Below are 9,865 nucleotides of genomic sequence, written 5' to 3'. Positions count from 1 at the left end.
ACATCGTAGTAATCCTCTCACCGAGTGAAACACCCTCACCGAACGCACCGAACTAAACGACCAAAACGAACGAAACGAACATAACGAGAGTAACGAAGATAATGACCGACACCAATACCGCACGAATCACGGTGGCGAATCAGAAGGGAGGCGCGGGGAAAACAACGGACGTCATTCATACTGGCGGCGCACTTTCCGCCCGAGGCCACGACGTCCTCCTGGTCGATATCGATTATCACGGCGGGCTTACCTGCTCGCTCGGCTACAACGATCTGTACTACGATACCGACCGTACGACGCTGTTCGACGTCCTCGACTTCGACCAGATGGAGTCGGTGAACGACACCATCGTCGAGCACGAGGAATTCGACATCCTTCCCGCCAGCGAGAAGCTCGCGAACAACAAGAACATCCAGACGCTGCTTGAGGCGCCGAAGAGTCGCGAGCGGCTGGAGATGACACTCGACGAGCTCGACAAGGACTACGACTACATCATCGTCGACACACCGCCATCCCTGAACGTCCTCACCGACAACGCCCTGGTCGCGACCGGCAACGTCGTCATCCCCGTCATTCCCGAGAAGCTCAACGCCAACAGCCTCCAGATTTTCGCGAAGCAGCTGAGTTCCCTCGAACAGGCGTACGGAGACATCAATCGGCTCGCCATCGTCTGTAACCGTGTCGAGCAGAACGCCGAGCACCGCGACACCATCGAGGAGATCAAGTCGGCGTACTCCCTCCCAGTGTTCGAGATTCCGAAGCGGACCGACCTCTCTCAGTCGATTGGCGAGGGGGTGTCCGTCTTCGGCTTCGGCAAAGAGAACCAGCGCGTCGAGGATGCACGCGACTTGTTCAACGAGATCGCCGACCTGTTCGACGAGACGTTTGAGAAGACCGCACCCGAGGAGGTGGAAGCATGAGCGACGGCTGGGGCGATGCTTCCGGCATCGAGGGCAACTACGAAGAGGAGGACGATGAGGTCGATTCCAGCGAAACGAGTGAAGTGAGTGAAACGGTGGAAACCAGTTCATCGACCGAAACGACCGAATCGATCTCAACGAGTGAAACGAACGAAACGAGTAAAACGAAGACGAACATCAAGGACGAGTGGAACGGGCGGACGATCTACATTCCCGACGATGTCCTCGACGAGATGGAGGATACCTACCTCGAGTCCCAGCTGAAGCTCCGCAAGGCGGGCCAGGACGAGTTCAAGAAGAACCGTCATTTCTACCCGCTACTCGTCCAGTTCGGTGTTGAGGCGCTCTCTGAGGCGGATGCCGAGGAAATCCAAGCTCGGCTTTCGGAACTCGGCGACTAATGACCTCGCGCAGAGCGAGGTCCGGCAGAAGTTGAGACTGGTTGTCTCAATGCATACGGCTTTGAGGCGGATCAATCCCGGAATCTGTCAATTCATCTGCGTCCGTCGTAGGCGCTATTCAGGTAATACGCTCGGCGGAAGGTTTTCCTTTACCGCTGTCACCGCCTTGCCCGGCGTGTCAAGGTCGAGTCCCGGCACTGTGTACACAGGCCGATCGACCATCGATTCGAGTACGTCGGGGTTCGTCCGCTCGGCGAGCGTTTCGCCAGCGTAATCGTTAAGGACCACACCGCACACGTCAAGGCCGCGCCGTTCGAGAGCCTTGACGGTCAGCGCGCTGTGATTGAGCGTGCCGAGTCCCGAGCGTGCGACTACGAGCGTCGGTAATCCTAGATCGGCGGCTAGGTCGACGACCTCCTTCCCCTCAGCGAGCGGCACCCGGAGACCACCAATCCCTTCGACGACACCCGGGTCGGCAGCCTCTAGTTCGCTCCGACAACCCTGTAGGATCTCGTCATAAGAGAGGGCAGCATCTTCTATGTCTGCGGCAACTGCCGGGGCAAGCGCGGGTTCGAGATAGCGCAGGCAGACACTGGCGTCCTCGCTTCCCGCGGCTTCGGCGACGAAGCCAGCGTCGTCGTCCGGTGGAAAGCCAGTCTGTGCGGGCTTGATACCGACTGCATCGCGGCCGCGGTCGCGGAGCCAGCCCACGAGGCCAGCAGTGATGACAGTCTTGCCGACACCTGTCCCGGTGCCAAGCACGAAGAAACTCATCGCAGCCCCACCTCCTCGCCGGCGGCCTCGAACGCGTCGAGACAGCGGTCGAGTTGCTCGCGCGTGTGTGCGGCTGTGGGAGCGACGCGCAGCCGTGACATCCCCACGGGAACGGTCGGCGGGCGGATGGCAGGGGCGAGCACCCCGCGGTCCCGGAGCGCTTCATCGAGCGCAACCGCATCCTCCCGGTCTCCGACCAGCACGGGCAGGATGTGGGTCTCACCGAGCACCCTGAAGCCGAGGTCTTCAAACCCCGACCGGAGGTAATCGGCGTGATCCTGGAGCGTCTGGGGGCGGTCCGTCTCCCGTGCGATACGTAGCGCCTCCTGTGCGGCACCCGCCGCAGGCGGGGAGAGCCCGGTCGAGAAGACGAACGAACGGGCCGCATTCGCCAGGTACTCGATGAGCATCTCATTCCCGGCGACGAACCCGCCCTGGGCACCAAGCGCCTTCGAGAGGGTCCCCAACTGGACATGAACCCGATCTTCGAGTCCCAGCTGACCGACCATGCCGCCGTCGTACACGCCCGTCGCGTGGGCTTCGTCGACCATCACCCACGCGCCGTGGCGCTCGGTGGCCGAACATATCATTCTGAGTGGAGCGATGTCGCCATCCATGCTGAATACCGAATCTGTCACGACCAGCCAGGATTCCTCCCCATCTGCTTCGCGGGCACGGCGGTCCATGGTCGTCCGGAGGTCGCTGGCGTCACAGTGGTCGTACACCTCGATATCGGCGCCGGAGAGCCGGCAGCCGTCGATGATGGAGGCATGGTTGAGTTCGTCGGAGAAGATCGCGTCGGGGGCGAGCGCCGTAATCGTCCCGATGTTGGCGGCGTACCCCGAGGAGAACGCCAGCGCACGCTCGGTTTCTTTCGATTTGACCAGTGCGTGTTCGAGCTCGCGGTGAGCGGATGTATCGCCCACGACGAGCCGGCTGGCGCCCGCGCCAGTGCCGACTTCATGGGCTGTCCGTGCGGCTGCCTCGGCCAGTCTGGCGTCTCCCGCGAGTCCGAGGTAGTCGTTGGCTGCGAACACCAGCATTTCCTCGGCATCGGCGTCGAAGGCCGGTACGTCGGCACCGGGGTCGGGCACCCGGCGAGCCCTCGGCTCGACACGGTCGACAGGAGCGAGGTCGCGACGGAGCCCACGTTCTTCCCGGGACTGGAGGCGTGCTTCGAGGTCGAACCCTCGATCCATCTGCTGCTGCACGGTTCAAAACCCGGGCATGAGCTCGGCAGGCCCGTAGACGCCGTAATCGCCGGTCCAGTTGCGGCGGACGGCAGCCTTCAGGTAGCCGAGTGCAGGGCCGTTCACGTTGGCTTCCATGCTCGTGTCGTCATCGAGTTCGAACGTGTTGGTACCGACCTCACCATCGAACGTGCGACCTGTGACTTTGACGGTCGTCGTTGTGGGCTTCTCGTCGTTGCGGAGGTCAAGGACGCCGCCGACGGTCACGTCCTCAGCGTCGCAGATCCCCGCCCGTTCGAGAAGCACGTCGTCGGCGTGCTCCATGTCGTTGAACTCGATGACACCGTCGTGGGCGTCGACGATTTCCTCGATCTCCTCGTCCGGAAGGGCGCGTGCCGACTCGATGTCGTAGTCGGGGAGGTGGGCGATGTCCTCGCGCACGGTGCCACGGTTGTCCTCGTAGCCGGACTTGAGGCCGACGCCCCACCAGATTTCGACCGCCTCGACATCGACGAACGACTGGGCGGCGAGTGCCGCCGCGCCCGTGAGGAAGCCGGGCGTCGCGCCCGCACCGCAGACGAACGTGATGCCTGACTCTTTGAGTTGTTCCTCGCGGTCATCGAGCATGCCGATGACGCGCGAACGCTTGAGCACGTCGACGAGGACGCCCTCGTAGCCCGCGTTCGCGAAGCGCTCGGCGACGTTGGGGATGAAGTCGTGTTCGAGGTTCGGCAGCGCGATGAGTACCGCGTCGACGGCCTCGTGTTCAGCGATGATGTCCTCGATAGGCGTCTCCGTCGGCACTGCCTGTGCGGAGGCAACGACGCCCTTGTCGTCGCCGTGTTCCTTGATGCCGCCACCGCCGACTTCGGCGGCAGTCCCGCCGTCGGAAGCGATGTTCCCCTCGGTCGCGGCCAGCAGTTCGTCCACGTCGAGGCCGTCGTGGTCGACGGCGACCCCGTGGCGGTCGCAAGCTGCGATGGGAGTGAGTTCGTCTTTGTCCGCGGAAACTTCGAGTGCGCGACGCCCGATACCACCAGTGCCGAGAACGGCGAAATTGATGTCGGTCATAGCTGTTGCTGTATCTCTGTGTTAGTCATCAGACGGTTCCGCCTTGCTCGTGGCCGTCCCGACCGCCGTGTCCGCGGGGTCGGCCGAGTCGTCGCCACGGGATTTTACTTCTTCCGGGTCGAAATCGTTGACCTCGGTATTGGGCTCCATGCCAGCCTGCTCTATCATCTCGATATCGTCGCCGGGCGACTGGCCCTCGGTGGTGAGGTAATTCCCGGTGAGGATGCCATCCGCACCGGCCTCGAAGGGGAGGTGTTGTTCGTCCTCAGCGAAGTTGACCTCGCGGCCGCCGGTGAGTCGCACTCTCGCGTGCGGGTGAAGCAGTCGGTAGACCGCGATGGTCTTGACGGTCTCCGTCGTGGAGATGAGTGCTTCCTCCCGGTCGTCGAACATCGTCCCGGCGACCGGGTTGAGGATGTTGACAGGGAGCGAGGAGACGCTGAGATCCTGGAGCGCGATGGCCGCGTCCACGCGGTCGGTGGGCGATTCGCCCATGCCCAGGATGACTCCGGCACAGAGGTCCATGCCGGCTTCCTTGGCGACTTCGAGCGTCTTCACGCGGTCTTCGAAGTCATGGGTCCCGACGATTTCGGGGAAGAAACGCGGCGAGGTTTCGATGTTATGGTTGTAGTGATTAAGTCCTTCGTCCGCGAGAATCGCGGCCTCTTCCTCGGTGAGAATCCCGAGGGATGCGTCGACTTCGACGTCGGTTTCGTCTCGTACTAAGCGGATTGCGCGGATGACGTCGTCCCACTCGTCGGGGCGTTTTTCCTTGGAGACGCCTTTCTCGGCGACGACGATACCAAAGCGCTGGGCGCCGTCGCGTTCGGCCTGCTTGGCCGCCTTGAGGATTTCTTCGGGGTCGAGAAAGCCGTAGGTGTCGATACCAGTGTCGAAGTGGACTGACTGCGCACAGAACCCACAGTCCTCTGCACAGTTGCCCGCCTTCGCGTTCACGATAGAACACGCGTCGACAGTGTCGTCGCCAAGCTGGGAGCGGACGTAATCCGCCCCCTCGGCGAGTGGCTCGACCGGCTGGGCCATCAGCGCGAGTCCATCCCGGCGGTCGAGCGTCTCGCCGTCGAGTACGCGGGCGACAGCGTCATCGACGGTGCGATACCCTGTCTCGTAAACCACACTATCCAACTCAGTTGACGAGAGTATAATTCTTGGGCTTCCATTTACGGCAGTGTTCAGATAAGGATGAAGGGTGAGGCGGAGCGAGGTTGAGGCGGTTGATCTTGCGGAGACAGTGAGTGAGTGCTGGCAGACCATTCCAACAGCCGATACGACGCTGGTCACCGACACAGAGCAAACGATTCAGTCTGATGCGAGTCGGCTCCGACAAGTAGTGGAGAATTTGATTCGGAATGCGGTCGAATACGGGAGTGCGGACGTGACCGTGACGATTGGTGAGTTGGAGGACGGCTTCAACGTGGCTGCCGATGGGCCGAGTATCCCTGAAGACGTGGGTGAGCAGGTGTTTGAATTGGAGGACTCAACCAACGGTGAGGGCCTGGGCTGCATATCGTCAAGCAGTTCGTTGACGCTCACGGGTGGAAGATCACCGTGACCGACAGCGACGAGGGAGACGCACGATTCGAAATCACTAGTGGCCAGACTGATAGATAGACGCTCTGAGTTGGTCACACTACAATAGTTGAAATAGACCGAGAAAAATCGCTAAGTACAGGATACAAACTCAACGCGACCGTTGATCAGGCACAGAGAACAGACCCCGTTGCAGAAGGCGCACAATGCCCGACTATAACATCAAGAGCTTCGTCAAACAGTGAATTCCAACGCCTTACAGCGATTCAACACAGCCATGTCAACCGATAAGGCCCTCGTCGACTCGGTAGACCGAGCCATTGACTGCAGAAGCGGCATCGCTCACGAGGAACTCGGCGACGTCCGCGACATCTTCCGGCTCTGAGACAGGGACATCATCCGTATCGTGGAGGTTATGCTCCGCGTAGAGATCCGTGTCGACGTAGCCGGGAGCTACCGCGTTCACCCGGATAGACCGATCGCCGAGTTCCTGAGCGACGGCGCGAGTGAACCCGATCATTCCGGCCTTACTCGCGGCATAATTCGCCTGTCCTGCCCAACCACGGAGCCCAGCGACGCTAGCCACATTGACGACGCGGCCGCCGTCACCTCTGAGCATGCGGCGCGTCGCTTCGCGCGTGCAGTAGAAAGTTCCCGTCAGGTTCGTCTCGATGACCGAACCCCATTGCTCAGGATCCATCCGAACCACCAGTCCGTTATCCATCTGTCCCGCATTGTTGACGAGAACCGTCGGCCGCCCGAATGTCTCGGTGATTCGGTCGAACGCCTCACAGACAGCCTCAAGATCCCCGACATCGAACCGTTCGACGTCAGTCGGTGGGTCGTATGCGGTAAGGGCAGATTCCGTCTCGGTGGCCGCTTCCGTGTCCTCGTGGTACGTGGCGACTGTCGCTGCACCAAGACTGGCGAAGCGCTCGGCGACAGCACGGCCGATGCCACGGGTACCGCCGGTTACGACGGCAACGTCACCCGCGAACTTACCGGTCGGCTCGGAATCGTCAGCCATCGTCGGTCACCTCCACTCGCGAGGAAAGATTCTCGATGGCGTCGGGCGTGTCGAGCGCGACGACCTCCGCCTCGGGGGCGATCCGTTCGACCAGGCTTGCGAGTGATTCTGCTGGCGGAAAGACGACGAAACGCTCGACGCCTTCCTCACGCAATCGCCCGACGACGCCGTGCCAGTCGACTGCCGACGTCACCTGTGCAGCGAGGTCACGCCGGGCTACTTCGGGGTCGGTGTAGATGCGTCGCGAGACGTCCGAAACGACGGGTATCGAGGCGGGTGTGAGGTCGACAGACGCCATCACCTGGTCGACGTCGTCGACCGCGCTCGCCATAACTGGAGAGTGGAAGGCTGCGGCAACGTCCAGTTCCCGGAACCGAGCTCGTGTTCTCGCGTCGAGTTCCTCGCGAACGGCGGCGACACCCGCACAGGTACCGCTGATGACGGTCTGTTGCGGACCGTTGTACAGTCCGACGCCGACGCCGTTGCAGGACGCACATACTGCCGCGACGTCGTCGGGGTCTGCAAGCAACACCGCGAGCATCGTGCCAGGACCGGCCTCCTGCCCCGCAGCTGCGAGCAACTCCCCGCGTCGCCGGACGAGTCGCACGCCATCCGCCGGGGAGAGTGTGTCCGCGACGGCGAGCGCGGTGAAGTGTCCGAGACTATGGCCGGCGACGTAGTCCGGAGTCACGCCCGTGCGCGCGACAACTCCCTCATAAACAGCTACACCCAGGCCGAATAGCGCGGGCTGGGCGTTGTGGGTCTCGCGGAGTGTTGCCACCTCCGTGTCCGCGTCGGCACAGAGGGCCACGAGGTCGTCGTCAAGCACATCGGAGAGCGCGTCCAGTTGTGTCCGCGTCTCGGACCACGCCTCGTAGAACGCTTCGCCCATGCCTGGCTGCTGGCTTCCCTGCCCTGGGAAAACGAACGCCGTCGTCACGAGTCTCCCCCCTGTTCAGCGGTAGGTTCCGCTCGCCTCGAAGCGGAAGCGTCGACAGTCGGGCCAACCACAACCACGTGGGCGAGGGCACGGTCACACGTGACGTCGTGGCTCATACACACCGATAGGTCCGCCCGCGAGGTATCGATGCCGGCCGCCCGGAGGCGGTCCGTCAGCGCTTCTGATGCCTGGTTGCTCAGTACGAGGCGTGGGCCCGTTGGTTCGCGCTCAACGCCGATTTCGGTAGTCGGAACCTTTGGGACCGCTTCACCGAGTGTTTTCAAGAACGATTCCTTGGCCGCCCACCGGGCGGCGTAGTGCTGGGGTGGGTTCGCCTGCGCGTCACAGTAGCAACGCTCAGCGGGAGTGAACGCACGCTCGGCGAACGAACGATCGAACTCGTCGAGGAGGGCTGTGATGCGTTCGGTCGAGACGATATCGGTCCCACTGAGTACTCTCCAGCCCACACCGGAATCTAGTTCGTCGAGACTCGCCGTCGAGTCTGCATTCCGTGGATCGATCGTATTGGTCATGGGTCTTCGAAGATGAGAGCGCCGTTTGAACCGCCGAAGCCTGCGGACGTACTGACGACCGTCTCAACGGCCGCTTCGGTTGGCGTCGTGACGACTGGGAGTTGACAGTCCGGATCCGGCGTATTATAGTTGATAGTCGGTGGGAGCGTTTGCTTTGCGACGGTCTGAGCTGTGACCACGGCTTCGATCGCGCCCGCGGCCCCGAGAGCGTGTCCGAGTTGACTTTTGACACTTGTAGTCGGTGGCGCACTGTCGAAGATGTCGTTCAGCGCGTTCGCTTCCGCGGCGTCGCCGATCGGCGTGCTAGTAGCGTGGGCGTTGACGTGATCGACCGCACTGTGTGATAAGTTGGCCGATTCGAGGGCCCGTTCGACACATCGTCCGAGTCCGACGCCGTTCACAGCCGGTTTCGTCGGGTGGTGTGCATCGGCAGTCATGGCCTCACCGGATACCGTCGCATACCTGGTCGCTCCCCGTTCACGGGCACGCGATTCGGCTTCGAGGACGAGTATCCCCGCCCCCTCGCCGAGGACGAACCCGTCACGGTCGGCATCGAACGGCCGGCTTGCATCCTCTGGGACGTCCGTCCGCGTGCTCAGGGCACGCATCGCCTCGAACCCCCCGACGCCAAGCGGAGTAAGTGGGGACTCGGCACCACCGGCAAGCATCACGTCGGCGCGTCCGTGCTGGATATCTCGGACCGCGTCCACGATCGAATGCGTGCCGGCAGCGCAGGCAGCCGCCTGCGCCCGCGTTGGGCCGCGAGCGTCGACGGCCATGCTCAGATGCCCGGCCACCATGTTCGGCAGATAGGTCAGGAGGAAGCGGGACGCGGGTCGACCATCGGCAGTCGCGGCTGTCTCGGCCTCCGGCAAACCGGCGAGGGCACAGGCGACGCTCGTGCCGACTCGCGTCGCCTCCCAGTTCGGCGCCGACGGGTCGTATCCGGCGTCTGCAAGCGCCTCCGCCGCGGCGGCCATGCCGTACTCCGCAGCCCGGCCGACCGACCGCTCATCAACGGTGTTCGGGTCGGTCGGATTACCGGATATCTCACAGGCTATCTCCGTGCGAAGCCCGGCAGTCCCGGGATCGAATCGCTGGATACGTCCGGCACCGCTCTCACCAGCAATCAGGCCCTCCCACGTATCCGGTGCGGACGTACCGAGAGGAGTTACCGCGCCGACGCCAGTAACCACGACGCGTCGATCCATCACTCGGTGTGGTTCTCGACGTATTCCTTGAATGCGCCGACGGTCCCGAGTTCGGCGAGGTCGTCGTCAGGAATGTGGACGCCCAGCGTGGCTTCAACGGCTTCGGCTAGTTCCACTATGTCGAGGGATTCGGCGTCGAGGTCCTCTTCGAACGACGTTTCATCGTCGAAGGCGTCGGCATCGAGTTGAAGGCGGTCACTTACGATCTCGTCAACCGCTGTACCGATGTTGTCTGACATGGTCGATA

Annotated in this window: 12 protein-coding genes; 3 read left to right on the top strand and 9 right to left on the bottom strand. The window is 62.6% G+C overall.

Features of this window, described 5'->3' with window-relative positions:
- Nucleotides 1-101 precede the first annotated feature (101 nt).
- Both ACZ45C_RS12795 and ACZ45C_RS12790 read left to right on the top strand, forming a co-directional pair.
- Complete coding sequence (locus ACZ45C_RS12795; protein WP_460559723.1) at nucleotides 102-920, top strand: ParA family protein; 819 nt, start codon at nucleotides 102-104, stop codon at nucleotides 918-920.
- Nucleotides 917-1,321, top strand: a complete 405-nt coding sequence (locus ACZ45C_RS12790) for a hypothetical protein (RefSeq protein WP_460559725.1) — start codon at nucleotides 917-919, stop codon at nucleotides 1,319-1,321. The genes ACZ45C_RS12795 and ACZ45C_RS12790 overlap by 4 nt, the downstream gene beginning before the upstream one ends.
- A 114-nt stretch (nucleotides 1,322-1,435) precedes the next feature.
- On the opposite strand, the gene bioD is transcribed toward ACZ45C_RS12790, so the two are convergent.
- Genes bioD through bioB form a run of 4 tightly spaced genes read right to left on the bottom strand, consistent with a single transcriptional unit; the run spans nucleotide 1,436 to nucleotide 5,493 of the window.
- Complete coding sequence (gene bioD, locus ACZ45C_RS12785) at nucleotides 1,436-2,095, bottom strand: dethiobiotin synthase (RefSeq protein WP_050032121.1); 660 nt, start codon at nucleotides 2,093-2,095, stop codon at nucleotides 1,436-1,438.
- A complete protein-coding gene (locus ACZ45C_RS12780) occupies nucleotides 2,092-3,294 on the bottom strand; it encodes an aminotransferase class I/II-fold pyridoxal phosphate-dependent enzyme (RefSeq protein ID WP_050032136.1) in 1,203 nt (400 codons plus the stop codon). The genes bioD and ACZ45C_RS12780 overlap by 4 nt, the downstream gene beginning before the upstream one ends.
- A 15-nt stretch (nucleotides 3,295-3,309) precedes the next feature.
- A complete protein-coding gene (locus ACZ45C_RS12775; RefSeq protein ID WP_050032120.1) occupies nucleotides 3,310-4,356 on the bottom strand; it encodes a hypothetical protein in 1,047 nt (348 codons plus the stop codon).
- A gap of 21 nt (nucleotides 4,357-4,377) precedes the next feature.
- Nucleotides 4,378-5,493, bottom strand: a complete 1,116-nt coding sequence (gene bioB / locus ACZ45C_RS12770) for a biotin synthase BioB (protein WP_050032119.1) — start codon at nucleotides 5,491-5,493, stop codon at nucleotides 4,378-4,380.
- 73 nt (nucleotides 5,494-5,566) lie between these two features.
- Here bioB and ACZ45C_RS12765 point away from each other — a divergent pair, with 73 nt between their 5' ends.
- The gene (locus ACZ45C_RS12765; RefSeq protein ID WP_050032117.1) at nucleotides 5,567-5,929 is read left to right on the top strand and encodes a sensor histidine kinase; all 363 of its coding nucleotides are present in this window, start codon (nucleotides 5,567-5,569) and stop codon (nucleotides 5,927-5,929) included.
- A 258-nt stretch (nucleotides 5,930-6,187) separates the two neighbouring features.
- Here ACZ45C_RS12765 and ACZ45C_RS12760 read toward each other — a convergent pair whose 3' ends face one another.
- Genes ACZ45C_RS12760 through ACZ45C_RS12740 form a run of 5 tightly spaced genes read right to left on the bottom strand, consistent with a single transcriptional unit; the run spans nucleotide 6,188 to nucleotide 9,857 of the window.
- Nucleotides 6,188-6,934, bottom strand: coding sequence for an SDR family NAD(P)-dependent oxidoreductase (locus ACZ45C_RS12760; protein WP_460559373.1), 747 nt, complete (start codon nucleotides 6,932-6,934; stop codon nucleotides 6,188-6,190).
- Nucleotides 6,927-7,874 carry an ACP S-malonyltransferase gene (locus ACZ45C_RS12755; RefSeq protein ID WP_460559371.1) on the bottom strand — a complete coding sequence of 316 codons (948 nt, stop codon included), beginning with the start codon at nucleotides 7,872-7,874 and terminating at the stop codon, nucleotides 6,927-6,929. The genes ACZ45C_RS12760 and ACZ45C_RS12755 overlap by 8 nt, the downstream gene beginning before the upstream one ends.
- Nucleotides 7,871-8,407 carry a holo-ACP synthase gene (locus tag ACZ45C_RS12750; RefSeq protein ID WP_460559369.1) on the bottom strand — a complete coding sequence of 179 codons (537 nt, stop codon included), beginning with the start codon at nucleotides 8,405-8,407 and terminating at the stop codon, nucleotides 7,871-7,873. The genes ACZ45C_RS12755 and ACZ45C_RS12750 overlap by 4 nt, the downstream gene beginning before the upstream one ends.
- Entirely contained in the window at nucleotides 8,404-9,618 is a 1,215-nt protein-coding gene (locus tag ACZ45C_RS12745) for a beta-ketoacyl-[acyl-carrier-protein] synthase family protein (RefSeq protein WP_460559367.1), read from the bottom strand. The genes ACZ45C_RS12750 and ACZ45C_RS12745 overlap by 4 nt, the downstream gene beginning before the upstream one ends.
- On the bottom strand, nucleotides 9,618-9,857 hold the full coding sequence (locus ACZ45C_RS12740) for an acyl carrier protein (RefSeq protein WP_460559365.1): 240 nt from the start codon (nucleotides 9,855-9,857) through the stop codon (nucleotides 9,618-9,620). The genes ACZ45C_RS12745 and ACZ45C_RS12740 overlap by 1 nt, the downstream gene beginning before the upstream one ends.
- Nucleotides 9,858-9,865: the final 8 nt, after the last annotated feature.

Source organism: Halorubrum pallidum (assembly GCF_055380345.1).
Note: the sequence above shows the minus strand (reverse complement) of the source record. Positions and strands in the feature narration are given on the sequence as shown.

What these genes read in the sequence shown, in the direction of transcription:
- ACZ45C_RS12760 (WP_460559373.1), bottom strand. Translation starts at nt 6,934, where the DNA reads ATGGCTGACGATTCCGAGCCGACCGGTAAGTTCGCGGGTGACGTTGCC.
- bioD (WP_050032121.1), bottom strand. Translation starts at nt 2,095, where the DNA reads ATGAGTTTCTTCGTGCTTGGCACCGGGACAGGTGTCGGCAAGACTGTC.
- ACZ45C_RS12740 (WP_460559365.1), bottom strand. Translation starts at nt 9,857, where the DNA reads ATGTCAGACAACATCGGTACAGCGGTTGACGAGATCGTAAGTGACCGC.
- ACZ45C_RS12750 (WP_460559369.1), bottom strand. Translation starts at nt 8,407, where the DNA reads ATGACCAATACGATCGATCCACGGAATGCAGACTCGACGGCGAGTCTC.
- ACZ45C_RS12745 (WP_460559367.1), bottom strand. Translation starts at nt 9,618, where the DNA reads ATGGATCGACGCGTCGTGGTTACTGGCGTCGGCGCGGTAACTCCTCTC.
- ACZ45C_RS12790 (WP_460559725.1), top strand. Translation starts at nt 917, where the DNA reads ATGAGCGACGGCTGGGGCGATGCTTCCGGCATCGAGGGCAACTACGAA.
- ACZ45C_RS12795 (WP_460559723.1), top strand. Translation starts at nt 102, where the DNA reads ATGACCGACACCAATACCGCACGAATCACGGTGGCGAATCAGAAGGGA.
- ACZ45C_RS12775 (WP_050032120.1), bottom strand. Translation starts at nt 4,356, where the DNA reads ATGACCGACATCAATTTCGCCGTTCTCGGCACTGGTGGTATCGGGCGT.
- ACZ45C_RS12780 (WP_050032136.1), bottom strand. Translation starts at nt 3,294, where the DNA reads ATGGATCGAGGGTTCGACCTCGAAGCACGCCTCCAGTCCCGGGAAGAA.